Genomic DNA, 26192 nt, shown 5'->3' on the forward strand with positions numbered 1-26192 from the left:
CGTGGGTTTCGTCAACCCCAAGTGTTACGGTGCGGCGCGGCGATCTGAAGGGGAGATGATGGGCGTTCAGGCGGTTCGACCGAAAGACCAACGGCAGTCACGAGCCCTGACCGATGATTCGTCAGCGGGCCTGGATCCGGTCGATCTGCAGCTGCTCGAACTCGTCCAGACCGACGGCCGGATCACCTTGAGCGAGCTGGGGCGACGGGTGAACCTCAGCCCGGCGGCGGTCGGCGAGCGGATCCGCCGGCTGGAGGGCAGCGGCACCATCACCGGGTACGCGGCTCAGGTCGCCCCGGAACGTCTGGGCTACGGCATCAGCGCCTTCGTTCGGGTCTCGCCGCACGCCCGGATGACGGTGCGTCACCTGCGCAGCCAGGAGCTGGTCCGGCGGCCGGAGATCCTGGAGGTGCACCATGTGATCGGCGAGGACTGCTGGATCTTCCGGATCGTCGCCCGCGACACCGGGCATCTGGAGGAGCTGATCGAGCTGATCTCCACGCTCGGCCGCACCACCACGTCGATCGTGCTCTCCTCTCCGGTGGACCGGCGGGTCGTGCTGCCTGCGGGTGCGGGGCTCAGGGAGTGAAGCTGAGGAACTCCCCCGGGCCGGGAACCGGAAGGCCCAGGCTCCTGGCCTGCTCGAGGTCCCCGGGATCGTCGCCGCTGAGGATCGTGATGCCTTCGGCGCCGAGCGCCACCCGGGCCTCCTGGACGCGGCGCATCACGTCGCCGCGGCGGGTCAGGGTACGCAGCGCGGACATCCGGATCGGGCGGCCTTGGACCTGGCGGAAGAGCTTGACCAGGGCGGGCTCGGCGGTCGGGGCGAGGATCGAGGTCCGCACGTCGTCGGGCAGGTGGAGCAGCAGGTTCTCCGGCAGTGCCTGTTCCTCGTACAGCCGGCGCGTGCTCGCCGCCCGCCCCCGCCAAGCGGCCGAACGCCGGTCGTCCGCGACGCGGACCAGCTCGGCGGACCAGCGGGACCATTTCTCCTGGACGCTGACGTGCAGCACCAGCCGCCCGGCGGACCGGACCGGGAACACCGCCTGCTCACCGTCGAAGGAGCAGTGGAGGTCGAAACCGATGCTCCCGACCTCCAGGTCCGTCCCGTACCCGGGGTTCAGACCGAGTTCGCGCTGCAGCGCCCTCGCCAGCTCCCGGGTCAACAGGTGCAGCTCGGTGCTGCTCAGCTCGGCGGGGTCGTAGCGGCCGGTGTTGCCGCCGTCGAGCACCGCATCGATGCCGGCGCGCAGCAGCTCGGCCACTCGGCCTGCGGCTCGGCCGCCCAACCTTCGGTGCAGCAGGGCGAGTTGCCAGTCCGCCGGCGTCTTCTCGAAGGACGGGCGGACGACCAGCGGGCCGCCGGTCCAGCCGGGGCTGTGCAGCCAGGCGGCGCCCGGGGCCCCGCCCCTCGCCTGCAGCCCGACCCTCAGGAACTGCTCGGCGAAGCCGGCGGCCGAGGGGTCGCCGGTGAGCAGCTCGTGCAGCCGGTCCGAGGCGAGCAGCACCCAGGCCGCACCTTGGCCCACCGGGTGGCCGAGCGGGTCCGGCGAGTCGAGCAGGTGGGACACCGTCATGAGCTGCTCACCGGGCAGGCCGTGTTCACCATCGCTGACCGGGCCCGCGTGGGCCACCACCCTCAGCGCGATCGTGTTGGCGTCCGAGCGGCGGTTGTGCTCCTTGACGCCGCGTCTGATGTCCTCGATCAGGCCTGGCAACTGGCCGTCGAGCAGCCCCGCGCGGTCGATGACGAGCAGGTCCGCGTTGCCCAGATCACTCAACCGGTAGCGCTCGCGGGCGATCCCGTTGGCGCTGAGGGCCCCGCGCACCAGTGACCACACGGCCTGCCGGGCGGCGGCCCGCCGGTACTCGGCGAGGGCACCGAGACCCCGGATCGCCACCGCGAGGATCACCGAGTCGAGCTGCTGCGCCGGCTCCGTCTCGGTGTCCGGCTCCGGCACCGCCCACAGCCGCACCACCTGGTCGTACCCGACGGTGGCCAGCACGCTGGTGCCGTCCGGGCGGCTGAATCCCGCCATGGCCAGCACCCGGGGCGGATCGATGCTGATCGTCTGCCGCGGCAGGACCCGCCCGCCCGTCTCGCCGAGGTCCGCGAGGTCCCAGAACTGGACCGCTCCGGTGTAGTCGGCAGTGGCCCACCAGCCGCCGGTGCCGCCGCGGACGGTGGTCATCGCCCGACCGAGGTACCGGCCGGTGTTGGCCTCGACCCATCGGACCGGGTCACCGGAGACGATCTGCCAGCCTCGAACGGTGCCGGCGTAGTCGGCGGTGATCACGAAGGCCTGGCGATCTCCCTCGTAGGTCGTCATGCTCAGCACCTCGCCGTGGTCGAGGTGGAGCGGCGGCTCGAGTTCCGCACCGTCCACCGGGTCCCACAGTCGCAGCGCGCCTTCGTAGTTGACCGTGGCCAGCACGCTGCGCCCGTGGTAGAACGGCATTTCGCCGATCGCCACCGTGCCGGGTGCGTCGATCCTGAGGGTCCGGTGCAGTTGCTCGCCGGTGAACGCGTTCCAGAATCGCAGTGTGCCGTCGGGGCTGTAGGTGATCAGGACCGTTCCCGCGTCCGGGTCCGGCACCGCCACCATCGCCACCACCGGTTCGGGAAGGCGGAATTCGCCCGCTGTCCGATCCGTCGCGGGCTCCGGTTCCGCGGGCTCGGTCGGGAGCGGCAGCGGTTGGCCCGTCAGCCGTTCCAGCTCCGCTCGCAGATCCACCGCCGCCAGTTGCTCCGGCACCCGCGGCAGCCGGTCGGCCAGCCGTTCCATGGTGGTTCGCAGCTCTCCGGTCGGTTCGGCCCCCAGCCAGTCGTGCAGGTAGCTCAGCACCTCGTCCCGGGTGAGCGGGCCGAGCCGGATCACCGTGGTGCCCTCGGGATAGCGTGCCTCGGCCTGGTCTGTGGTGACGATGACGCACCCTTGGCCCCCAGTGGGCAGCAGGCTCTCGGTCCACTCGGCCGCCAGTCCGTCGAGGACGATCAGCCAGTCCCGACGGCCCGCCAACCGCAGCCACAGTTCGGCCGGCGAGAACCGCCCGTCGGTGGGGCCGAGCGCCTCCCAGAGCCGGCCCAGGCCGTCCTGCCGGGTACTCGACCAGCGTGCGTCGATCCAGTGGACGAAGGAATGCCGTCGCCGGAAGCGGCTGGCGTACTCCTGGACGAGGCGGTTGCGCCCCATCCCCGGGGTGCCTTCGATCACCGCGACGGCAGGGCGGCTGAGGCCGGCGGTCCGCGGCGCCGCGAACGCCCTCTCCAGCGCGGCGAGCTCGGCCTGGCGTCCGATCAGCTGCCAGGGCTCCGGCGGACTGAGCACCTCCCGCACCGGCGTCAGCAGCTCGTCCCGTACCGGCGCCATCAACAACTCGTCCCGTACCGGCGGCTCCGGCGTCCGGTCCGCTTCCGCGCCGTCCGACACCGCCAACAGACGTGCCAGCGACGCGTGTTGACCGCCCGCCCCGCTGAGCACCGCGACCGCCACCTCGGCGAACGGCAGGCTCCGCTCCCGCAGCGCCCGCCCGCCGAGCGTCCCGGCCCGCGCCGCCAGCGCCCGGAAGTCCAGCGTCCCACCGAAGGTCGCCGCCACCCGTCCGGAGACCTTGGCGATCACGTCCAGCACCCGCAGCGACTCCGTTCGAGTCAGCTCCGCGAGCAGCTCCTCCCGTACGCCGGCCCGGAAGTCGTACACCACCTCGTCCGGGTCGACCGAGTCCTGCTGCCCGCAACGCCGTTCCAGCAGCCCCGACACGAACAGCTCCGCCAGCTGGGTCGTCCCCGACTCCGGCACCACGGACCGTTGCACAAGCCGCATCACCGGCAGGCTCAGCGGCGCCGCCGCCAGGTGGCAGGCCAGCCGGAACGCCTCCGGCGAGCTCCCGCTGCGCAGCTGCGCGACCAGTTCGGGCCCCGACAACTGCTCGAGGTCCGCGGCCGCGGGTCGCGGCGGCCGCGGCACCCCGGCCACCGGTGTGCCGAGCATCGGCACCCAGCCAGGGCGTCGACCGGCCACCTGCTCGGCCCAGGGCGCGAGCCAACTCCCCGAGACCTCCAGTACGGGCAGCCAGCAGACCCGCGCCCGTCCCTCCGCTCCGCGGCTGCCCCGGGGGATTCCGGGCAGGCCGGCCCGGGTGCGAAAGGCCGGCACCGGCCGCTCCGGGTCCGCCACACAGGTCTCCACGGGGACGCTGTGCAGCGCGGTGCGGTGCCAGAGCCGGCGCGGCAGCACCTGCAGTACGGCACAGGGTCGGGCCGCGCTGGCAGCGGCCAGGAAGGCGGGTAACTCCCGTCCGTACCACGCGGGCCCGACGCCGTCGGTGAGCACCAGCAGCAGCCGGCGGCCGGTCGGGTCGGCCAGCGGCCGGTGCCAGTGCTCGGAGGCGGGGCGCTCGTCCCCGGCGAACGGCCGCCGCCGGTGGAACGGTCCCAGCCCGGGCCGCTCGCCGTCGGTGTCCATCGCCCAGCACCGGACGTCCGCGAAGGCGCCCTGACGCTCCAGGATCGTGTACAGCTCACCCGCCAGCCGGTGCCAGACCGCCATGGTGGATCCGGTGTCCACCACCAGGTCCACCGAGAAGCGCCGCTGCCGGGCCGACCGCCAGACCGGCAGCAGCCGCCGGGCCTCGCTGCTCGCCTGTGCGGTGGCCACCTCGTCCAGACTGGGCAGCCCCGCGGAGTCCACCGACTGCCGCAGCGGCCGCAGCGCCCTGGCCAGTGCCAGCCCGCCGGACAACGCGGCGGGCTGGGCGACCTGGACGACATGGGCCGGCCCGACGGCTCCGGACTCCGGGCCTCCACCGGTGAACTGATGCATCGTCAGAGTCTGCTCGGTGGCGTCCGGACCGGCCGCCGGGTTCGGCCGTGGCGGCGGCTGTGGCGGCACCTGACGCGGTGCGGTGTCCTCGACGACCGGCGGTACGCGCTCGCGCGCAGCCGCCGGGGCCGGCTCGGCGGGCGGCGCCGACGGAGCAGCCGTCGACGAGGCGGGCGCTGCCGAACCCAGCCCGGTCAGCCGGGTGATCAGCAGCACGTCCGCCAGGTCCTCGGGCAGCGGACCGCCGTCCTCGCCGGTGAGCAACCGGACGAGGGCCTCGCGCAGTGCCCGCTCACGCGGCGTCCGTCCGCCCATCGCGGCTCAGCCGTCCCCGAGCGGGCGCAACAGGACTTCCTGGACGAGCTGCTGGCCGCGCTTGCTGTCCCAGAGACCGCGTTCGGCCATCAACAGGGCGTTCAGCAGCTGGTCGTTGGCCAGCGCGGCGCCCTCCTCTCGCTGCCGGCGCAGGAATTCGCCGATCAGGTGGCTGCGCATCGAGCTGGTCCGCTCGTCCGTCCCGAGGTGGGCTGCGACCATCGCGGCCAGCCGCCCCGGCTCGGGCGGGCTGATCTCCAGCCGGACGCAGCGCCGCAGGAAGGCGGTGGGGAACTCGCGCTCGGCGTTGCTGGTGAGGACCACGAAGGGGAACTGCGCGCAGCGGACCAGGCCGCCGGCGATCTCGGCTGTGCCGCCGGGGTCGACGGTGCGCACCTGACGCAGGTCGGGGCCGAGTCGGGAGAGCTCGGGAATCTCGAACTCCCCCTCCTCGAAGACGTTCAGCAGGTCGTTGGGCAGGTCGATGTCGCTTTTGTCGATCTCGTCGATCAGCAGCACCCGGGGGTGGCGCCAGGGCAGCAGGGCGGTTCCGAGCGGGCCGAGGCGCAGGAACTCCCCGATGTCGGGCGCGCCCTGCTCGGAGCCCTGGATCCCGGTCTCGTGGAGGCGGCCGATCGCGTCGTAGGAGTACAGGCCGTCGAGCAGCGCCGAGCGGCTGGTGATCGACCAGCGCAGCACCGGCCCGAGCCCCAGCTCGTGGGCGACGGCGTAGGCGACGGTGGACTTGCCCACGCCGGGTTTGCCGGTGATCAGCAAAGGGCGGCGCAGGTGCAGGGCCAGATTGATCAGCTGCACCTCCCGCTCGTCCGCCTGGAAGGCGGCGGCCTGCCGCTCGCGGCCCAGGCGCCGCGCGCTGCCGCGCTCGGCCGTGTCCTCCGGTGGCAGCGGGAGGCTGTCCTGGTCGGGTTCGCCGAAGGTGCGCCAGGCGGGCGCCGCCGGCAGCCGGGTGATGCCGTCGTGCGGCGTGCCGACGCCGTGGTACACCCACCAGTCCTCGGGCGGGTGCGGTGTCGTCTCGGTCATCCGGCTCTCCCTCATACCATCCCCGCGTAGCGGCGGTCCGCCGCGGGATCGACGCAGTCCGGGTCGTCCCAGAACAGCGTGATGTTGTTGCGGACGTCGTCGGCGCCGACCAGCCGACCCTTCCTGCGGCAGCGGTGCACGGTCTCCGGCAGCTCGGTCAGACATGCCGGTTCGTGCTCGCGCAGCGCGGCCAGCAGGGCCGACGGGTCGCCCTGGTCGCGCCGCCAGAGCAGCACCGGCATGCCCTCCTCGAAGAGCACCTCGTCGACCGCGCCGCGCAGTTCGGGCTCGAGGCCGTCGTAGGGGATGCTGAGCCCGAGGCAGGCCAGGGTCGGCTGTTCGGCCACCCAGCGCTGCAGCTCCGCCGCCTTCTCGACCAGCAGCGGCGGCCAGCCGATCAGCCCGATCGGGTCCTCGGCCGGCGCGCCGCCGCACAGCTGGCTCCACCGGTCGCGCCACGCCTCGTCGTTCAGCCAGCGGTCCTTGTAGCGTTCCAACGATCGCACCACCACCGGGTGGTTGCGGCCCAGCGGCCTGCGGGTGTCGCCGACCTCCCAGAGCTCGGCGGGGTGGCCGAGCAGCGGGGTCGGCAACAGGAACTCGATCCGGACCCGGCCGCCGGCGGCGTTGACCTGTTCCTGGGTGAACTGCTCCCAGGCGGTCAGCCGGGCGCTGCCCGACTGGATCAACTCGCTTCTGGTGAAGGACTCGACCGGGCCCAGGGTGTCGATCCACTCCAGCGGCCCACCGGTCGGCGACTGGCGGTAGCAGGAGGCGCGGAGCAGGTACCGGCCGTTCTCCAGGTGCTCCGCCTCCTGCGCCTCCAGCCGGATCTGGACGATCAGCCGGCCGGCTTCGGCGGCCTCGGCGCGCTCGTCGACAGGCACCTCGAAACCGGTCAACAGCACCTTCAATGCTGCGAGTTCATGATGGCTGGGATTGCTCTCGTCGGCCGTCAGGGCGGTCAGGAAGCGCACCAGCGGCCCCGGGTCCGGGGCGCCGCGCCGGTCGGCCAGCCGGAGCATGATCTCCGGCAGCGTCGCCTCGGGCCGGAGCAGCGCGACACCCTGACGTTCCGTCAGATATCGGCGCAGCCGCTCCGGCTGCTGCGGCGGGATCCGACGCAGCCGGTCGATCAGCGCCAGCATGGTCTCGACCGGCAGCGGCGCCCGGCCGCGCATGCTGTGGACGGTCAGGCGCAACCACGGCAGCGCACCCTCGTGCGGTGCCAGGTCACCGAGGGCCGCGCAGAGCCAGTCCAGCGGCTCCAGCGGGTCCGGGCGAGCGGCGAAAGAGCGCAGCATCTCGCGCAGATGGGGAGTCGCCGCGTCGCGATGGCCGACCTCGGCGTCGATCCGCTGCCCGTCCGACACCACGACCAGCTGCGCCAGGAGCGACTGGCGGAACTCGAGCGTGGCCATCTGCCGGAAGCCCAGCAGCACTTCCAGCAGCAGAGCGGTGCCCTGCAACGGCGGGCGCGCCGCCTCGGCGGGCTGCAGGGGTGCTCCGTCCAGCCCGTCCCGCCAGGGTCGCCTGCCCCATCCGAACCGACCCATGCCGCTAGACGCTCCCCCACCCGCCGATGGCCCGTCCGACGAGTTCCTGGAACCCGGAAAGCGCACCGTCGTACGGTACGAGCTCCTCGAGCGCGGTGTACAGCGCCCGGAAGGCCGCGTGCGGGTCGCGGTAGTGCCGGCAGCGCCGCACGATCCGGTAGAGGTGGTCGCGCCGCTCCGGCGCGTCCTCGGCCTCGAACGAGTAAGGCAGGCCCAGGTGTCGGCCCATCTTCTCCAGCAGGTCGTACCTGCTCTCGGTGCGGGCCATCGCCGGGAACCGCATCAGCCCCTCGACGAGGTCCGCGTCGTTCACTGATCGGTCCACGGTTGATGGAGCCTGACTGACCGTCAGACCCAGGAAAGCGCGCAGCGCGGTGACCGGGACGAACCAGCCGCCCTGGTCCTGACGGTACGAGCGGCTGCCCTTGAGCACTCCGTGGACCAGGCCGTCCGGGCCGGCCAGCATGCTGCCGCTGTGGCCGTCCCGCACCCCGTCGCCGAGCACTCGGACGAAGGCGCCCGAGCGGCCCTCGACGCGCAGCGCCAGGGTGTCGGGCTGGACGCCTGGTGAGGGTGTCCAGGTGGAGTAGCCGAGCGCGGTGACCGGTGCGCCGGGCGGCGGGTCCGCCTGCGCCAGGGCCGCCACGGGGTGGTCGGGCCAGTCGGGGACGGTGAGTGCGGCGAGGTCCGGGAACGGGTGGAAGAGTCCGCCGTCGCCGCGCGGCGGCTCGGCGCGGACCTCGGCCACCGGGTGGCTGCCCGAGGCGTGCCCGACGGCGAGCACCTGCTTGCCGGTGACCACGTGCGCGGCGGTGACGACCAGTCCGGGCCCGGCCAGGAACCCGCTGCCGAGGAACTCGCCGCCGGCCGTGATCCACACCGCGCAGTGGTGCAGGGCCTCGCTCTGGGCGAGCCCGAGTCGTTCGAGGGTCACTCAGCAGCCGCCCGCCGGGCGGCGAGGTCCCAGGAGAGCTTGACGGTCAGGCTGGCCTCACTGCCGGCCTCGGCGATGATCCCCATCAACTGGCCGGATTTCACCGCGAGCTTGAGCCCGAACTTGACCTCGAAGGAGTCCGGCGCGCCGGCCGCTCCGCCCTCGGTGATGGTCTCGGCGGCCCACTGGCCGATGCCGCGGACCGTGCTGCGGACCTGCTCCATGGTCAGGGCCACCGCTGACCCCAGTTGCGCCGCCCGCTCCCCGCCGCCGAACCGAGCGTCGCCGAAGTCGCCCCCCTCGCCCCAGCGAGCCGGTGCCGGCGACTGGAACGGCAGCTCGCCGATCACCTCGGCGGTGACGGTTGAACCGTTCCCCAACTGGATCTCTACTGTCTCTGGCACCAATTCCCCTCCCACCCACATGGGTTAACCCAACGTCAGGATAGTCCCGTGCCGTCCGCGCCGGAGCGGTTCCCGAAGAGATCATCTCGACCGATCGGTCGGTCGGTAGACGAAAAGCCTGCCCGCACCGTTGACCGCACTTCGCCAACTCTGCTTTGCTTCACGGCAGCGAACGGCGCACCACCTGTCAGACCGCCAGAGACCGTGTGTTTCCTCACGGTTGGTACCAACTCCCCCACCGGAGCAGCAGGCCGAGAGTGCTGCGCGGAACAGCGTGACCTTCGCCCTCCCCGCCATGTGTGCATGCCCCGGACGTACCACCGGTGCGCCCGAACGCCCCTGTCCCACGCAACCGACCCCGCCCACGCCAACCGGCGCGGGGCGATCGGCAGGAGAGAGGAACCCCCACACCATGGGCACCCCCCGTATTCGCGGCGTGGCCCGAGTCGCCTTCACCGGCCTCGCGTCGCTGTCGCTCGTCACTGGCGTCATGCTCGCCGCCGCCGCACCCCAGGCGGTGGCCGCGTCAGCGAGCTCGACCAACTCGGTCGCCAACCCGTACAGCCCGGCCAACGGGCACGCTTACCGGCACGGCGTGATGCCGACCCTCGAGCAGAACAACCGGATGAAGGAGTGGGCGGCCAGCCAGCCGGCACCGCACGCCGCGACCGGGCCGCAGACACTGTCCTACGGTGGCGGCATCGACGGGATCGGCGTCGAGACCGGCCACAACAAGGTCTACCTGGTCTTCTACGGTAACCAGTGGGGCACGCAGAGCACCGACAGCAACGGGAACGCCAAGTTCTCCGGCGACTCGGCCGGGGCCGCGGGCGCCACCCAGCAGATGTTCAAGGGCATCGGCACCAACAACGAGCTGTGGTCCGCCGACCTGACCCAGTGGTGCGAGGGCGCCGGCGTGGCCACCGGCGCCACCAGCTGCCCGGCCGGCGCCAGCTTCTTCCCGTACCAGACCGGCGGCGTGCTGGCCGGCGTCTGGTACGACAACTCCGCCGCCTCCCCGGCCGCCGCCAGCGGCCACCAGCTCGGCCAGGAGGCGCTGAACGCGGCCCACCACTTCGGCAACACCACGCCGGCGGCCAACCGTGACGCCTACTACGTCATCCTCTCGCCGCACGGCACCAACCCGGACAACTACCAGAACCAGTACTGCGCCTGGCACGACTACAACGGTGACACCACCCTCACCGGCGGCGCGGTGAGCTCGGACGTCGGCGACTTCGCCTTCAGCAACCAGCCCTACAACATCGACTCGGGCGCGGGCTGCGGCGTCGGCTTCGTCAACTCCCCTGGCACCCTTGATGGTTGGACGATGACCCTCGGCCACGAGTGGCACGAGACGATGTCCGACCAGAACCCGGCCGGCGGCTGGACCAACCACGTCTCCGGCAGCTCGTACAACGGCCAGGAGAACTCCGACGAGTGCGCCTGGCTCTCCCCCGGCACCGCCGGCGGCGCGGCCAACATCTCGTTCGGCTCCTTCGGCACCTACGCCGAGCAGGCCAGCTGGTCGAACGACACCAACTCCTGCGCCATCTCGCACCCGATCGTCGGCGGCCAGCAGGGCAACACGGTCACCGTGACCAACCCGGGCAGCCAGAGCGGCACCGTGGGCACTGCGGCCAGCCTGCAGATCCACGCCACCGACTCGGCCTCCGGCCAGACGCTGACCTACTCGGCCACCGGTCTGCCGGCCGGCCTGTCGATCAACTCCTCGACCGGTCTGATCTCGGGCACCCCGACCACCGCCGGCACCTCCTCGGTGACCGTCACGGCCAAGGACACCACCAACGCCACCGGGTCCACCAGCTTCTCCTGGACCGTCTCCGGCACCGGCGGCGGCTGCAACGCGGCCCAGTTGCTCGGCAACGCCGGCTTCGAGACCGGCTCCGCCGCCCCCTGGACCGCCTCCGCCGGCGTCGTCGACAACAGCTCCTCCGAGGCCGCCCACAGCGGTAGCTGGAAGGCCTGGATGGACGGCTACGGCAGCAGCCACACCGACACCGTCTCGCAGAGCGTGACCATCCCGGCCGGCTGCAAGGCGACCTTCAGCTTCTGGATGCACATCGACACCGCCGAGACCACCACCAGCACCGCCTACGACAAGCTGACCGTGGCCGCCAACAGCACCACCCTGGCCACCTACAGCAACCTCAACAAGAACACCGGCTACGTGCAGAAGTCCTTCGACCTCTCCTCCTACGCCGGCCAGACCGTCACCCTGAAGTTCACCGGTGTGGAGGACTCCTCCCTCCAGACCAGCTTCGTGATCGACGACACCGCGCTCAACGTCTCCTGATCCCGAGCGCCCCGCACGGGCCCGTGGCCTCCCGCCCAGGCGGGGGGCCACGGGCCCGGTCGCGTACCCCGCGCGCTCGGCGCCCCACCCCCGCACGTACTGTGGAGCCCGACGAAAAACGGACGAACCGGACCTGAGCAGCGCCGGACGTCCCCGGGCACGAGGGAAAGCGGGACCGCCGATGGACGGTATGACGGGGATGCACCACCACGGTGGCGGGATGCTCGGCCCGTTCTCGCTGCACTCGGTGCTCACCTGGTCCCCCGACTGGCCGTTCCTGCTCGGCAGCCTGGTGGCGCTCGGCCTGTACGGCGCGGGCGTGCTGCGGCTGCGCCGGCGCGGCGACTCCTGGTCGATCGGGCGCAGCGTGGCCTGGCTGCTCGGCGTGCTGACGGTGGTCGCGGTCACCTGCTCGGGGCTGAACGACTACGGCATGGTGCTGTTCAGTGCGCACATGATCCAGCACATGGTGCTCAGCATGCTGGTGCCGATCCTGCTGCTGCTCGGTGCGCCGATCACGCTGGCGCTGCGCGCGCTGCGGCCGGCCGGCAAGGGCCGTCCGCGCGGTCCGCGTGAGCTGCTGGTGGCGCTGCTGCACAGCCGGTACGTGAAGGTGGTCTCGCACCCCGCGTTCACCATCCCGCTGTTCATCGCGAGCCTCTACGGCCTCTACTTCACCCCGCTCTTCGACTCGCTGATGCAGTCGCGGATCGGGCACATCGCGATGATGGTGCACTTCCTGGCGGCCGGCCTGCTCTTCTTCTGGCCGATCATGGGCGTGGACCCGGGCCCGAACCGGCCGGGCCATGTGATGCGGATCATCGAGCTCTTCATGGGGATGCCGTTCCACGCCTTCTTCGGTGTGGCGGTGATGATGGCCACCAGTGAGCTGGTCACCACCTTCACGGCGGCCGGCGCGCCGCCCGGCACCGATCTGATGGCCGATCAGAAGATGGCCGGCGGGATCACCTGGGCCTTCGGCGAGATCCCGACCGCCGTGGTGCTGATCGCGCTGGTCTTCCAGTGGGCCCAGTCCGAGCAGCGCCATGCGACCCGCACCGACCGCGCCGCCGACCGGGACGGGGACGCGGAGCTGAACGCGTACAACGCGTACCTGGCCGCGCTGGAGAAGCGCGGCAACCGACCGGCCCAGACGGGCTGAGCAAGCGCTCAGTCAGAGGCTACCCAAGCGTCAGAGGCTACTGACGTGTCAGAGGCTACTGAAGTCCCGCTCGCCCCTGCCGGGGCGGGCGGGACTTCCGCGTTCCCGGCTTCCAGCAGCCTGCGCAGGGCGAGCGCGTCCGGGGCCAGGGCGACCAGCAGCTGGGCGTCCTGGCCGGGGAGAGCGAGCGCGGCGGAGTCGCTGTCGGGGACGGCGGGGGCGGCGGGCAGCCCGACGGTGAGGAGCTGGCCGGCCGCGCGGTGCGGGCCGAGCACGGCAGGGCCGTCCCACCCGGGGGCGCCGGGGCCCAGGTCGGTCTGCTGGTCGAGGATCACCAGGCCTCCCTGACGGACCGTCAGATGAGAGGTGAGCCGCCCCGGCTCGCCGTGCGCCGTCCAGTCGTGGTGGCGGCCGAGGATCTGCTCCTCGCGCAGCCGCAACCCCGCCCCGGGCGCCAGCGTGACCCGGGTACGGAGCAGCAGGTGGCTGCCGGCGGCGGCGACCACCGGCTCCGGCAGCCACTCCAGCACCCCGCCGGCCGCCACCTCGAGGTCCAGCTCGTACCACGCCGGGCCGTCCCCGGGCAGCGAGATGGTGGCCGCCACGCTGGTCACCCGCAGCCGCGCCCCGGCGCCGACCAGCACCCGCACGCCCAGCTGGTCCCCGCCGAGCGGCGCGGCCATCGCCCCCACCATCGCCACCTCGGCCACCGCGCCGCCGCGCAGGCGGCGCAGCGCGATCGGGCCGGCGCCGGCCAGGACCGGCAGCGCCGTCTGCCCGCGCTCGTCGAGCACGGCGTGGATCCGCGCAGGGGCGTGGATCCGTCCGGGGGCGTCGAACCGTGCGGGGGCGTCGACAGCGGTCGCGACCGGCTCGTCGAGGATGGTCACACCCAGGCCGCCAGTCGCTCGCGGACCCAGGCGGTCACCGGTGCCACGCCGTCCTCGGCCGCCAGCGAGGTGAAGACCACCGGCAGGTCACCGCGCTGCACCTTGGCGTCCCGCGCCATCACCTCCAGATCGGCCCCGACCAGTGGCGCCAGGTCGGTCTTGTTGATCACCAGCAGGTCGGCGCTGGACACCCCCGGGCCGCCCTTGCGTGGGATCTTGTCGCCGCCGGCCACATCGATGACGAATATCTGCGCGTCCACCAGCCCCCGGCTGAAGGTGGCCGTCAGGTTGTCGCCGCCCGACTCGACCAGCACCAGGTCCAGCGGCCCGACCGCCGCCTCCAGATCCTCCACGGCCTCCAGGTTGGCGGAGATGTCGTCGCGGATCGCGGTGTGCGGGCAGCAGCCGGTGGCCACGGCGGTGATCCGCTCGGGAGGCAGCACGGCCCGGCGGAGCAGGAACTCGGCGTCCTCGGTGGTGTAGATGTCGTTGGTGACGACGCCCAGCGAGAGTTCACCGCGCAGCACCCGGCAGAGGGCGGCGACCGTGGCGGTCTTGCCCGAGCCGACCGGGCCGCCGAGGCCGATCCGCAGCGCCCGCCGGCGTCCGTCGGGCAGCACGGAGACCGGTACCGGTGCGCCGAACTCGTCTGTCGCATGGTCACGATGCAAAGAGCTTTACCTTCCACGAGTGGTGCCGCTCGGCGTAGACGTCGAGCAGCGGAGCTGATGCGCTGGGGACGCGGCCGGCGTCCAGGGCGCAGACCGCCTCGGCGGCCACCGCGTCCACCTGCGGCGCCAGCCGGGCCAGTAGGGCGACCACCTGGTAGGGGTCCAGGCCGAGCAGCCGCACGGCCGCCGTCGCGGGGCCGTTGACGGACTCGTACGCGGCCACGCCGGCCGCCTGACGGTCCGTCAGTCCGGCGGCCCGCGCGGTGATGCCCAGGACGACGGGGTGGTGCGCGCCGCCGGGGAACTCGACGGCCAGCCGGCCCAGCACCGGATCCGGCCAGCAGGCCTGGGCAGCCCGCAGCAGTTGCCGCCCGAGGCGACGGCTGGCGGCACGCAGTGCGGGTGAGGCGGTGCGGGCCTCGGCCGCCTGGTCGAGCTCGGCGAGGTCGGCGAGGTCGGCGAACTCGGCGGAGTCCGCAGCGTGAGCAGTCTGAGCAGCTCGCGCGGCGGCCGCCGTGAGCCCGGCCGCGGTGAGCCCGGCGGTGTGCAGCCGGCCGGTCAGGAAGCGTTCCAGCGAGGCCGCGTCGCGCACCGCACCGGCGGCCACCGCCGCCTCCACCCCGCCGGAGTGCGCATGCCCTCCGGCGGGGAACCGGCCGTCCGCGAGCAACAGCAGTGCAGCGTTCATCACAGGCCGATCAGAAGAGGAAGTACCGCTGGGCCAGCGGCAGTTCCACGGCCGGTTCGGGCACCACCGGCTCGCCGTCGATGGTCACCCGGAAGCTGTCCGGTGCCACCCGGACGTCCGGCCGGGCGCTGTTGTTGACCATGTGGTCCTTGGTGACCCGACGGGTGTCCCGGATCGCACTGAACGCCTTGCCGAGGCCCAGCCGTTCGGGCAGCCCGTCGGCGATGGCCTGCTGCGAGGTGAAGTTGACCGAGTTGGCCGCCGGTGCCCGCCCGAAGGCGCCGAACATCGGTCGGGGCAGCACCGGTTGCGGGGTCGGGATGGAGGCGTTGGCGTCCCCCATCTGGGCCCAGGCGATCTGGCCGCCCTTGATCACCAGGTCCGGCTTCACCCCGAAGAAGGCCGGGGTCCAGAGCACCAGGTCGGCCAGCTTGCCGGGCTCGACCGAGCCGATCTCGTGGTCGATCCCGTGCGCGAGGGCCGGGTTGATGGTGTATTTGGCGACATAGCGTCTGGCCCGCGTGTTGTCCGCCCGGCCGTCCCCGGGCAGCGCGCCGCGCCGCAGTTTCATGCAGTGCGCGGTCTGCCAGGTACGGGCTATCACCTCGCCGATCCGCCCCATCGCCTGCGAGTCGGAGCTGATGATCGAGATCGCCCCGAGGTCGTGCAGGATGTCCTCGGCGGCGATCGTGCTGGGCCGGATCCGGGACTCGGCGAAGGCCAGGTCCTCGGGCACCGAGGGGCTGAGATGGTGGCAGACCATCAGCATGTCGAGATGCTCGTCGATGGTGTTGACGGTGTGCGGGCGGGTCGGATTGGTCGAGCTGGGCAGGATGTTGAGCTCGGAGACGATGGTGATGATGTCCGGCGCGTGCCCGCCGCCGGCCCCCTCGGTGTGGTAGGCGTGCACCCCGCGCCCGGCGATCGCCGCCAGGGTGTCGGCGACGAAGCCGGCCTCGTTCAGGGTGTCCGTGTGCAGCGCGAGCTGGACTCCGCTGGCCTCGCAGACCCGCAGGCAGGCGTCGATCGCGGCCGGGGTCGCGCCCCAGTCCTCATGGATCTTGAACCCGAGGGCGCCGGCCCGCAGTTGGGCATGGAGCGCGGCCGGGTTGACGGTGTTCCCCTTGCCGGTCAGGCCGATGTTGACCGGGGTGGAGTCCAGGGCGGCGAACATCCGGCCCAGGTGCCAGCCGCCGGGGGTGATGGTGGTGGCCTTGGTGCCCTCGGCCGGTCCGGTGCCGCCGCCGATCATCGTGGTGATGCCCGCACCGAGTGCCTCGTCGGCCAACTGCGGGGCGATGAAGTGCACGTGCGCGTCGATCGCGCCCGCCGTCAGGATCCGCCCGTTGCCGGAGATCACCTCGGTCTCCGGGCCGATCACCAGCGCGGGGTGCACACCGTCCATGGTCTCGGGGTTGCCGGCCTTGCCGAGCGCGACGATCCGGCCGTCCCGGATGCCGACGTCGGCCTTGACGATGCCCCAGTGGTCGAGCACCACCGCACCGGTGATCACGGTGTCCGGCGCGCCCTCGGCCCGGCTGGTCCTGGCCTGTCCCATCGACTCGCGGATCACCTTGCCGCCGCCGAAGACCGCCTCGTCGCCTCCGGCGCAGCGGTCCTCCTCGACCTCGATCAGCAGCGCGGTGTCGGCGAGCCGGATCCGGTCACCGGCGGTGGGCCCGTACAGCTGGGCGTAACGCTCGCGCGAGAGGGTCAGCTCGCGGCCGGTCACAGCACGGCCCGTCCTCGGATCGTCAGCCATCGAGCCCTCCCGCCACCGCGCCGCGCAGCCCGTGCACCTCGCGCCGCCCGCCCAGCGGGACCAGCGCGACCTCCATCGGGATACCCGGCTCGAAGCGCACCGCGGTGCCCGCCGGGACGTTCAGGCGCTGCCCGTAGGCGGCCTCCCGATCGAACTCCAACCCCGGGTTGGCCTCGGCGAAGTGGTAGTGCGAGCCGACCTGCACCGGTCGGTCCGCGACATTGCGGACCACCATCACGGTCACCGGTCGGCCGACGTTCAGCCTGATCTCGCCTTCGCCGTACAGGATCTGGCCAGGCGTCAGGGCCGCCGTCGGATCGGTCGCGGCCTCGGCCTCGGTCGCCGGATCGGTGCCGGCCACGGGATCGGTGCCGGTCACTGGATCGGTCCGTGCACGGTGACCAGCTTGGTGCCGTCCGGGAAGGTCGCCTCGACCTGGACGTCCGGGATCATCTCGGCGATCCCGTCCATCACGTCCGCCCGACTCAGCACCCGTCGTCCGGAGTCCATCAGCTCGGCGACGCTGCGTCCGTCGCGGGCGCCCTCCAGCAGGTGGGAAGTGATCAGCGCGACCGCCTCGGGGTGGTTCAGCCGCAGCCCGCGGGCCCGCCTGGCGGCGGCCACCTCGGCAGCGACGTGGATCAGCAGGCGTTCCTGCTCATGGGGGGTGAGCCTCATCTGCGCGCACCTCGGGGGGAGTTCAGAGGGCGCGGACACAGCGCTGTGCCGCGTGGGGGGTCCCGGGCAGACAGCGATGACGTCGTTGGTCACTGTCCGATACCCGGGAGGGGGGATCTCGTGACGGTTACCGTATCGGACCAGCGGCTTCCTGAGGAGAGCCCAGCGCATCGTGTCGTCCGGATCACGCCGTGGCAGGCTGGAGAAGGGTGAGGACGATGACCGTGTTCCACGAGCAAGGCCACCACCAGCCGCGTTTCCGGGACCGCGGGACGGCCGGGCGGCTGCTCGGCAAACGGGTGGCGAGCTGGGCTGCCGACGACCCGATCGTGGTCGGCCTGCCCCGCGGCGGGGTCCCGGTCGCCTATGAGGTAGCGCGGGCCCTGAAGGCGCCGCTGGACATCCTGGTGGTCCGCAAGATCGGCGCACCCGGACAGCCGGAGCTGGCGCTGGGCGCCGTCGGCGAGGGCGGCATCCGGCTCTACAACCACGACATCATCGCGGCACTCGGCATCACCGCCGAGCGGCTGGAGCGACTGGCCGACGCCACCTCCGCCGAGGTCGCCGAGCGGACCACCACACTGCGCGGCCCGCTGCCCCCGCTGGAGCCGGCGGGCCGCGCCGTGGTGCTGGTGGACGACGGCATCGCCACCGGTGCCACCGTCCGGGCGGCGATGGCGGTGCTGCGCCGCCGCGAGGTGGGCCAGCTGCTGCTCGCGGTACCGGTGACCGCGCCCGAGGCCTTGCGGGTCCTCGGCCCGCTCGCCGACGACCTGGTCTGCCTGAGCGCGCCGCCGGCGTTCATGGCCGTCGGGCAGTACTACGACGACTTCGACCAGACCAGCGACCAGGAGGTTCGACGCCTGCTGGACTTGGCGAGCCGCTCCGCGTAGCCCTCGGTCCGGAGCGGTGCAGGCGCAGCTGGGCGGGCCCAGGGTCAGTTGGGCAGGCGCAGCTAGGCCAGGCGCAGGCTCAGTTGGGCAGGCGCAGCTAGGCCAGGCGCAGGCTCAGTTGGGCAGGCGCAGCTAGGCCAGGCGCAGGCTCAGTTGGGCGCCCAGTTCGCGGAAGCCGAGCGCGGCCGCGACCCGGCGGGAGGCCGGCGGTCGGGCTCGCCACTGCGGGAGCAGCCCGGCGGCCAGGGCGTGGGCGACGGCGGCGGAGGCGGCCGACCGGGCCAGGCCGCGGGAGCGGTGGTCCGGGTCGGTGAAGACGTTGAGCTGAGCCGCTCCGCCGGGCCAGCGGTGGTAGCCCGCCGCGGCGAGGGCGCGGCCGTCGTCGAGGACGGCGAAGGTCAGATCGGCGAGGTCGGTCTCGTCCGCCTCGGCCGGAGTGGCCCGGTCCCGCAGGGCACACAGGGCGGGGTGGTCCGGGGCCAGTTCTTCGGCCCGGTGCTCGTGCGCCGGGCCGAACTCCTCGGGCGCCAGGTAGGCGAGCGTCGCCGGGCCGAGCACCTCGGTCGGCCGGAGCACGGCGCCGAGCGCCTGCGGGTCGGCGAGGGCCTGCGGGGTGAGGCGGCCGGCCGCCTGGCGGAGCCGCTCGGCGACGGGCTCGGTGGGAGCGGTGACCAGCGCGGCGCCGCCGAGCAGCACGACGCCGACCCAACCGGGCGGGCAGAGACCGGAGTCGGGCGAGACCAGGACGGTGGGGTTCTCGGCCGGGTAGTCGCTCGGCACCTTGGCCAGGCCGGCCCAGAGGCGCTGGGCGCGGGTCAGCAGCTGGTCCTCACTGGGCACCGAGCACCATCCACTTCTCCGGTGTCGCCAGCGGCTCGAAGCCGACCTTGGCGTAAACGCCGTGCGCGTCGTGGGTGGCCAGCATGATCCGGCGCAGGCCGAACGGCGCGAGGTGGTCGCGAACGGCGCCGGCCAGCGCCTTGCCCAGCCCACGGCCGCGGGCGGCGGGCGCGATGTAGACGTCGCAGAGCCAGGCGAAGGTGGTCCGGTCGGTGACCACGCGGGCGTAGCCGACCTGCGTGGTGGTGGCCGTGTCGTAGACGCCGAAGTTGAGCGAGTGGGCGATCGCCCGGTCCTGGGTCTCGCGCGGCCGCCCGAGCGCCCAGTAGGCGTCCTCGGAGAGCCAGCGGTGGACCAGGGCGCGGTCCAGGCGGGCAGGGTCGCTGGAGATCTCGTAGCCGTCAGGAAGCTCACTCGTCATGCCGGGATCCAAGCAGGCGGAAGCAGGAGCGGGCCAGTGGTTTAGGGGGCGCCCCGAGAGTGCCGTTGGCGCCGACAGTGCCGTTGGCGCCGAGGATGCCGAGTGGAAGGTCGGCGGCGCGCATCGAGCCACCCCGGCCGGTCCGAACGAGACAGATCGTCAACTGTTCACGTCGGCACTCTTGTCCGGCCATTTTCTACGCGCGTATCCTCGGCCGGTGTCTACGCGGGTAGCCCTCGGCGTTCACCGTCCCTGGATCGACGACCCGCCTTTCGCTGCCTTGTCCTGCGCTGCCCTGCCGTTCGCTGCCCTGCCGTTCGCTGCCTGCCTTTCGCCGACTCGCCAAGGAGCCCCGTCCCGGTGACCACCGCATCCTCCTCGTCCGCCTCCCGCCGGTCCCTGTTGCGTGCGGCGGTGCTCCCCAGCGCCGTCGTCGCCTCGCTCGTGCTCGCCCCGCTGCCGGCCGCCGTCGCCGCCGTGGCCGGACCGACCGCCCCCGGCACCGTCCGGATCCACGACATCCAGGGCCACACCCGGATATCCCCGCTGGCCGGCCAGACCGTCGAGGGCGTGCCCGGCATCGTCACCGGGGTGCGGACCTACGGCTCCTCCAAGGGCTTCTGGCTGCAGGACCCGACCCCGGATGCCGACCCGGCCACCAGCGAGGGCGTGTTCGTCTACACCGGCGCCAACCCCACGGTCGCCGTAGGCGATTCGGTCCTGGTCAGCGGCAAGGTCAGCGAGTACTACCCGGACTTCGCGGGCGGCTCGCAGTCGGTCACCGAACTGTCCAAGCCGGCCGTCACGGTGCTCTCCGCCGGCAACCCGCTGCCTGCCCCGGTGGTGATCAGCGGCCGCAACGTCCCGGGCCACTACGCCCCGCCGACCGCCGGGTCGATCGAGGCGCTCACCCTGCAGCCGGAGGAGTACGCGCTGGACTTCTACGAGTCGCTGGAGGGCATGCGGGTCGAGGTCGACAACACCCGGGTGGTCGGTCGGACCGACGCCTACAGCGAACTGTGGGTGGAGACCGACAAGGGCGACCAGAAGAGCAAGCGCGGTGGCGCACTCTACGAGTCCTACCGGGAGCCCAACTCGGGCCGCCTGCAGATCCAGTCGCTGGTCCCGCTGGCCCAGCAGCCGTTCCCCAAGGCCAACGTGGGCGACCAGCTGACCGGCGCCACCGTGGGCCCGCTGGACTACAACCAGTACGGCGGCTACACCCTGGTGGCCACCCAACTGGGCGCGCTCCAGGACAACCACCTGCAGCGCGAGGTCACCGCGCAGGCGAGCGAGCGCGAGGCGACCATCGCCACCTACAACGTGGAGAACCTGGCCCCCGGGGACTCCGCCGCCAAGTACGCCGGCCTGGCCCAGGGGATCGTCACCAACCTGCGCTCCCCCGACGTGGTCACGCTCGAGGAGATCCAGGACAACAGCGGCGCCACCAACAACGGTGTGGTGGACGCGAGTGCGACCATCGCCAAGTTCGTCGCCGCGATCCAGGCGGCCGGCGGCCCGGCCTACGACTGGCGCTCGATCAACCCGGTGGACGGCATGGACGGCGGCCAGCCCGGCGGCAACATCCGCCAGGTCTTCCTCTTCAACCCGCAGCGGATCTCCTTCACCGACATCCCGGGCGGCGACTCGACCACCGCCGTGGACGTCACCGGCACCGGCGAGGCCACCTCGCTGACCGCCTCGCCCGGCCGGATCGACCCGGCCAACCCGGCCTGGAACGCCAGCCGCAAGCCGTTGGTGGGGCAGTTCGACTTCCGCGGCCACAAGCTCTTCGTGATCGCCAACCACTTCGACGCCAAGCTCGGCGACCAGGGCATCGACAGCCGGTTCCAGCCACCGGCCCGCGGCTCCGAGGTGCAGCGGGTCCAGCAGGCCACCATCGAGCAGGCGTTCATGGCCAAGCTGCTGGCCGCCGACCCGCAGGCCCAGGTGGTCTCGCTCGGCGACTTCAACGACTACCAGTTCTCACCGGCGCTGGCCACCCTGACCGAGGACGGCGTGCTGCGCGACCTGGTGGACGAACTGCCCGAGACCGAGCAGTACTCCTACGTCTACCAGGGCAACTCCCAGGTGCTGGACCACATTCTGGTCAGCCCCGAGGTGGGCAGCGCCAAGTACGACGTGGTGCACATCAACAGCGAGTTCGCGGTGCAGTCCAGCGACCACGACCCGCAGGTGGTCCGGATCCGACCGTGAGCCGTGTGGTGCTGTGCCGCTCAGACCTCGGCGTCCGGGCGGTACAGCACCACCGTGGTCATGTCGTCCTTGAGGCTCGGCGCCCACCGGGTGACGTCCGCCTCGACGAAGGCGGCCACCTCGGCGGGCTCCGGGAGCTTCGGACCGCTGAACCGGGCGGTCAGCCGCGCGGCCAGCGGATAGAAGAGGCCCGCGTCGTTCGCAGCCTCGGTGACACCGTCGGAGTAGGCGATCAGCAACCGGCCCGCCGGCAGCGGTCGCAGCACCTCGCCATCGGCCCCGCCGGCCTCCGGTGCCGCCAACTCGCCCAGGCCCAGCGGCAGTCCGAACGGCACCTCGATCGGCTCGGCGCCGTCCGGTCCGAGCAGCAGCACCGGCGGGTGGCCCCGGTTGAGCATCCGCACCCGGCCCGGCTCGGCCGGGAACTCCAACAGTGCCGCAGTGACGAAGAGTTCGGAATCCCCGGTGCCGGCGACCTCCAACTCCAAGGCCCGTTCGATCCGGCCCGCGACGGCCGACAGGCTCTCCTGGACCTGGGCCGCCTCGCGGAAGGTGGACAGCACGGTGGCGACCGTGGCGACCGCGCCGATGCCCTTGCCCCGTACATCGCCGACGATCACTCGGACCCCGTGCGAGGTCTGCTGGGCGCTGTACAGGTCGCCGCCGACCAGCGCCTCCGCGTCGGCCGCGTGGTAGAAGCCGGCCAACCGCACCGGACCGAGCCGGCTCGGCACCGCCCGCAACAGGGCCCGTTGCGCCGCCTCGGCCACCGCTCTGACCTGGTGCAGGCGGCGCTGGATGCGCGCGCGGGCGATGGCGAACGCGATCGCCAGGCCGACCACCAGGACGAGCGACCCCACGTCGACTCCGCTGCGCGGATCGCCGGTCGGACCCAGTTCGTTGGCCAGCCAGAGCCCGACCATCGCGGCGACGCTGACCACCCCGACCACCACCGTCCAACCGGGACGGTAGAGCAGGGCGGCCAGCGGCACCGCAGCGCTCATCAGCGAGCTGTAGGAGTAGTCGGCCGGTGTTCCGACCTCCAGTGCCACCGCGGCGGCGATCAGCAGCCACGGCAGCGGCAACACCCAGCGCGGGGCCCACGTACCGTCCGAGTCGGCCGCCGGCTGCGCGGTGATGTCCCCGCTCGGCGACGGGACCGGCCTGGCTTGCAGCGGGTTGGCACTGGACACCGGCCCATGCTGCGGGCGGCCGGGGCCACAGACCGCGCCGCCGCTCCGTCAGGGCGGTCGCACCACTCCGATGGCGTACGTCAGGCGTTCCCACTCCGCCCAGGAGCGCCCACTCCGTTCAGGCGCTCCCACTCCGCTCAGCAGCACTTCACTGCCTCAGGAGCACTTCACTCCGGACGAGGTCCAGTTCGTCGGGTCGACCATGGTGGTCGGCGCGAACGCCTCCTGCGGGAACTCCTTTCCGTCCTGCAGGAGGTCGACCATGGTCTGCACCGCCAGCGCCCCTACGTCGCTGCCGTTGATGAACAGCGCCGCCCGCATCCCGCTGGGTTTGCCGGCGGCCCAGTCCTTGCAGGCCAGGTAGGCGCCCAGGCCGACGCCGATCACGTTCTCGGCGCCGATCCCGGCCTGCTGCGCCGCCGCGATCCCACCCTGCACGTTCTCGTCGTTGCAGCCCCAGACCACCCAGTGCTTGACCGCCGGGTTGGCGGACAGCGCCGCGGCGATCCGGGTCTGCGCGCCGGCCACGGTGTTGTCGGTCGGCACGTCGATGGTCCGCACCTGGCCGACCGCCTCGAAGAACGCCTCGTCCGCCGCCTTCACCCGGTCGCCGCAGACCGTGACGTCCTGCTTCCAGGCCGAGACGATCCGGGTGTCGGCGGCGTTCCAGCCGGCCTTCTTGAACTCCTCGGCCGCCCGCTTGCCGACCTGGGTGCCCAACTGCTCGCCACTGAAGCCGACTCGCGGCACCAAGTTCTGCTGCGCGCAGACCACCGGGTCCCCGCTGACCGTGCAGACCTGGTCGTCGGAGCTGAGCAGTGCGACCTTGGCCTCCTTCGCGGCCTGCACCAGCTGCGGTCCGACGGCCGGGTCCGGCACCACCACGATCAGGCCGTTGCTCCGCTGGGCGATCGCGCCCTGCGCCTCGCTGACCGTCCGGTTGGCATCACTGCCCAGGTTGACCACCGTCAGCTCCACCCCGAGTTGCGCGGCCCGGGCCTTCGCCCCGGCCGCCTCGGCGATGAAGTACTGCTGGTCGCCCTGCTTCTGCAGATAGGTGATGAGGATCCGACCGTCGGCCGTGGGCGGCTCGGGCGCGGTGGAGCAGGCCGTCAGCCCCAGGGCGAGCAGCAGGCCGGCGGCGAGGACGGCGGGGGCGGGTGCGGTGCGCATCAGGAGACGGTGGTCCAGTTCTGGCCCGACACCGTCGAGTTGGCCGAGTTGGTGACCACCGTCGAGCCCGCCGCCGAGCCCCTGACGTCCAGCACCAGACCGCTGCCCACATTGGTGATGGTCAGCGCGCCGGTCGAGGTGTTCTGCACCACCCGCCACTTCTGCCAGGCGTTGTTCGGGTCCCAGCTGCTCTGGACCGTGACCGCGTCGCCCGGGTTGGCCGGGCCGGCGAGGGTGGTGTGGATCTGGGTGCCGGTGTAGCAGTTGTCGGTGATGTGGACCGTGCCGTCGGGGTTCGCGGCGAAGTTCCACTGCTCCGAGGTGTGCGTGTTCCACCAGGTGTTGATGTCCGCGGCGCCGCCCGCAGCGGCGCTGCAAGTGCCCAGCACCTCAAGGACGTTGCCGTTGGTGCCGCCGGCCGCGAGGCTGTGGTACCTGCCGTCGTTCACGATGCCGGCGGGGACGGTGGTCGCCAGCGGGGTCAGGCGGTACATCGCGATCCCGTGCGGCGCCACCCAGTTGCCGCCCACGGTGCCGGTGAACTGGCCGGTGGCACCGCTCCACAACTCCTTGTAGCTGTAACCGGAGCCACCGAGGTTCAGCGCGCCGAGGCTGGTGGAGATGGTCTGCCAGTTGTTCGGGTCCTGGTTGACCAGCAGCACGGCGGTGTCACCGTTGGCCAGTTGACGCTTGAGGACGACCGGCGCGGTCTGCGAGTTGGGTGCGCTGCCGACCAGGGTGGCGGGCTTGGCCAGGCTGTCCTGGTCCACCGCGATCACATCGGTGTTCTTGTAGATCGCCAGGCTGGAGGCGTTGATGCCGGTGGAGAAGGTGTAGCCGCTGACGGTGGTCTGCGAGTCGGCGGTGCTGCGGAAGTCGGCGCCCGAGATCAGCGGGGAGGCCATCATCGACAGGATCGACATCTCGCTGCGCGACTCGTCGTCGGTCATCGACTTGTGGCAGGTGCAGTTGTCGGTGACCCCGTAGATGCCCCAGGTGTAGTTCCACCCAGCGAACATCATGTCCATGTCGTTCCAGCTGCCCGGACGGACGTTGCCCGGGTATTGCAGCGCGGTCTGCAACTGCTGCCCGTACAGCACGCCGTTCAGGTCGCTGCCGCGGTCGCCGCCGATCCGGCACAGGTTGGCGACCTGGCCGCACCACACCCCGGTGGGCGCGTAGCCGGGAGCCTGGTACTGCGGAGTGCCGGCCGCGAGGATCTTCGGGTCGGTGCGAGCCGGGTCGTTGGCGTTCAGCAGGTACGGCACACCGGTGTGCACCGGCTGCGCCGAGACGCTCAGCGCCACCTTCGGCTTGCCCTGGGCGGCGGAGGCCGCGTCCAAGGCGCGCTGGAAGGTCTGCACCCGGGCGTACATGGACTGGGTGAGCTCCTTGCCCTCGCCCTGGGTGTAGTAGTTGTGGCCGTCCGGGCCGATGATCTGCGGGCCGTAGGGGCAGTCGTCGTACTTGACGAAGTCGACGCCCCAGGAGACGAAGTCGTTGGCGTCGATGGTCTCGTGGCCCAGGCTGCCGGGGTGGCTCTGGCAGGTGGTGTAGGTGTCGGTGCCGTAGAGCCCGAGCTTCATGCCCTTGCTGTGGGCGTACCAGGACAGGTACTGGATCCCGTTGAGCGTCTGCCCGTTGACGACCTGGGACGGGAAGCTGCTGTTCGGGATCAGGTGACCGGAGGTCGGGTCGTTGCCGGTGCCGTCGAGTCCGAGGACCGGGTTGCCGTTGTTGTCGTACAGCTGCATCGCGTTGTCGGCGGTCTTCACCAGGTCGGTGGTCTGCCCGGTGCGGTGCCAGAGCGACCAGCCGTCGTCGATGGTGACGGTGTTGTAGCCGGCCGCCACCAGGCCGTTGGCCGACATGAAGTCGATGGTCTGCTTGACCTGCTGCTCGGTCACCGCGGTCCCGAGGCTGTTCCAGGAGTTCCAGCCCATGGGCGGGGTGAGGGCGGTGCCGTTGTCGAGGGCGGCGGCCGGGGCGGCGGTGCTCAGTGTGAGGGCGCCGAGACCGGAGGCGGCCAGGGCCAACGCGGCGAGGCCGCTGGAGAGACGGTTGAGCGAAACGCGCATGGGGGCTCCTCGGGGGCGCGCGAGTGGGTGGGTGGGGTGATGGGTGGGGGTGGATGGGTGGGGTGGGGTGGGGCGGTGGGGCGGTGGGGCGCTGACTAAGCGCTCGGTCAGCGAGCGAGCGCTTAGTCAGCAA

General features: G+C 72.2%; 21 protein-coding genes. 5 read left to right on the plus strand and 16 right to left on the minus strand.

What is annotated here, in order from left to right; genetic code table 11:
- Positions 1–58: 58 nt before the first annotated feature.
- Positions 59–589: an Lrp/AsnC family transcriptional regulator gene (locus BR98_RS14635; protein WP_083977448.1), complete on the plus strand. Its 531-nt coding sequence runs from the start codon at positions 59–61 to the stop codon at positions 587–589.
- Here the strand turns inward: BR98_RS14635 and BR98_RS14640 are convergent.
- Genes BR98_RS14640 through BR98_RS36325 form a run of 5 tightly spaced genes read right to left on the minus strand, consistent with a single transcriptional unit; the run spans position 579 to position 9076 of the window.
- Entirely contained in the window at positions 579–5138 is a 4560-nt protein-coding gene (locus tag BR98_RS14640; RefSeq protein WP_035845007.1) for a NaeI family type II restriction endonuclease, read from the minus strand. The genes BR98_RS14635 and BR98_RS14640 overlap by 11 nt on opposite strands.
- 6 nt (positions 5139–5144) lie before the next feature.
- Entirely contained in the window at positions 5145–6182 is a 1038-nt protein-coding gene (locus BR98_RS14645; protein WP_035845009.1) for an AAA family ATPase, read from the minus strand.
- Positions 6183–6193: 11 nt separating this feature from the next.
- Positions 6194–7738, minus strand: a complete 1545-nt coding sequence (locus tag BR98_RS14650; RefSeq protein ID WP_035845011.1) for a VMAP-C domain-containing protein — start codon at positions 7736–7738, stop codon at positions 6194–6196.
- A gap of 4 nt (positions 7739–7742) precedes the next feature.
- A complete protein-coding gene (locus BR98_RS14655) occupies positions 7743–8672 on the minus strand; it encodes a trypsin-like peptidase domain-containing protein (protein ID WP_035845013.1) in 930 nt (309 codons plus the stop codon).
- Positions 8669–9076: a CU044_2847 family protein gene (locus tag BR98_RS36325; RefSeq protein WP_157537781.1), complete on the minus strand. Its 408-nt coding sequence runs from the start codon at positions 9074–9076 to the stop codon at positions 8669–8671. The genes BR98_RS14655 and BR98_RS36325 overlap by 4 nt, the downstream gene beginning before the upstream one ends.
- 412 nt (positions 9077–9488) lie before the next feature.
- Here BR98_RS36325 and BR98_RS41290 point away from each other — a divergent pair, with 412 nt between their 5' ends.
- Positions 9489–11393 (plus strand): putative Ig domain-containing protein, encoded by a 1905-nt coding sequence (locus tag BR98_RS41290; RefSeq protein WP_232247422.1) that lies wholly within the window; start codon positions 9489–9491, stop codon positions 11391–11393.
- Between the two features lie 199 nt (positions 11394–11592).
- Positions 11593–12555, plus strand: a complete 963-nt coding sequence (locus BR98_RS14675; protein ID WP_035845015.1) for a cytochrome c oxidase assembly protein — start codon at positions 11593–11595, stop codon at positions 12553–12555.
- Positions 12556–12563: 8 nt separating this feature from the next.
- Here BR98_RS14675 and BR98_RS14680 read toward each other — a convergent pair whose 3' ends face one another.
- The 6 genes from BR98_RS14680 to BR98_RS14705 form a co-directional block, all read right to left on the minus strand.
- A complete protein-coding gene (locus BR98_RS14680) occupies positions 12564–13445 on the minus strand; it encodes an urease accessory protein UreD (protein WP_407639451.1) in 882 nt (293 codons plus the stop codon).
- On the minus strand, positions 13442–14116 hold the full coding sequence (gene ureG, locus BR98_RS14685; protein WP_035845017.1) for an urease accessory protein UreG: 675 nt from the start codon (positions 14114–14116) through the stop codon (positions 13442–13444). The genes BR98_RS14680 and ureG overlap by 4 nt, the downstream gene beginning before the upstream one ends.
- Positions 14106–14804: an urease accessory protein UreF gene (locus BR98_RS14690; protein ID WP_035845019.1), complete on the minus strand. Its 699-nt coding sequence runs from the start codon at positions 14802–14804 to the stop codon at positions 14106–14108. Before BR98_RS14690 ends, ureG begins: the two co-directional genes overlap by 11 nt.
- Positions 14805–14814: 10 nt before the next feature.
- Positions 14815–16566, minus strand: coding sequence for an urease subunit alpha (locus BR98_RS14695; RefSeq protein WP_051969774.1), 1752 nt, complete (start codon positions 16564–16566; stop codon positions 14815–14817).
- Entirely contained in the window at positions 16559–16870 is a 312-nt protein-coding gene (locus BR98_RS14700; RefSeq protein WP_035852230.1) for an urease subunit beta, read from the minus strand. Before BR98_RS14700 ends, BR98_RS14695 begins: the two co-directional genes overlap by 8 nt.
- Positions 16871–16941: 71 nt before the next feature.
- Complete coding sequence (locus tag BR98_RS14705; protein WP_035845021.1) at positions 16942–17244, minus strand: urease subunit gamma; 303 nt, start codon at positions 17242–17244, stop codon at positions 16942–16944.
- A 218-nt stretch (positions 17245–17462) separates the two neighbouring features.
- On the opposite strand from BR98_RS14705, the gene BR98_RS14710 reads away from it, so the two are divergent.
- A complete protein-coding gene (locus BR98_RS14710; RefSeq protein ID WP_051969775.1) occupies positions 17463–18137 on the plus strand; it encodes a phosphoribosyltransferase in 675 nt (224 codons plus the stop codon).
- A gap of 132 nt (positions 18138–18269) precedes the next feature.
- Here BR98_RS14710 and BR98_RS14715 read toward each other — a convergent pair whose 3' ends face one another.
- Positions 18270–18977 (minus strand): GNAT family N-acetyltransferase, encoded by a 708-nt coding sequence (locus tag BR98_RS14715; RefSeq protein ID WP_035845023.1) that lies wholly within the window; start codon positions 18975–18977, stop codon positions 18270–18272.
- On the minus strand, positions 18967–19398 hold the full coding sequence (locus BR98_RS14720) for a GNAT family N-acetyltransferase (RefSeq protein ID WP_035845025.1): 432 nt from the start codon (positions 19396–19398) through the stop codon (positions 18967–18969). Before BR98_RS14720 ends, BR98_RS14715 begins: the two co-directional genes overlap by 11 nt.
- 360 nt (positions 19399–19758) lie before the next feature.
- On the opposite strand from BR98_RS14720, the gene BR98_RS14725 reads away from it, so the two are divergent.
- Positions 19759–21615, plus strand: a complete 1857-nt coding sequence (locus tag BR98_RS14725; RefSeq protein ID WP_407639452.1) for an endonuclease/exonuclease/phosphatase family protein — start codon at positions 19759–19761, stop codon at positions 21613–21615.
- A gap of 20 nt (positions 21616–21635) precedes the next feature.
- Here BR98_RS14725 and BR98_RS14730 read toward each other — a convergent pair whose 3' ends face one another.
- The 3 genes from BR98_RS14730 to BR98_RS14740 all read right to left on the minus strand — a co-directional run bounded on the left by BR98_RS14730 (position 21636) and on the right by BR98_RS14740 (position 26059).
- Entirely contained in the window at positions 21636–22808 is a 1173-nt protein-coding gene (locus BR98_RS14730; RefSeq protein ID WP_051969776.1) for a PP2C family protein-serine/threonine phosphatase, read from the minus strand.
- 156 nt (positions 22809–22964) lie between these two features.
- Complete coding sequence (locus BR98_RS14735) at positions 22965–23981, minus strand: substrate-binding domain-containing protein (RefSeq protein WP_035845026.1); 1017 nt, start codon at positions 23979–23981, stop codon at positions 22965–22967.
- A complete protein-coding gene (locus tag BR98_RS14740; protein ID WP_035845027.1) occupies positions 23981–26059 on the minus strand; it encodes an alpha-galactosidase in 2079 nt (692 codons plus the stop codon). Before BR98_RS14740 ends, BR98_RS14735 begins: the two co-directional genes overlap by 1 nt.
- Between the last annotated feature and the right edge of the window lie 133 nt (positions 26060–26192).

This window comes from Kitasatospora azatica KCTC 9699 (assembly GCF_000744785.1).
Classification (GTDB): domain Bacteria; phylum Actinomycetota; class Actinomycetes; order Streptomycetales; family Streptomycetaceae; genus Kitasatospora; species Kitasatospora azatica.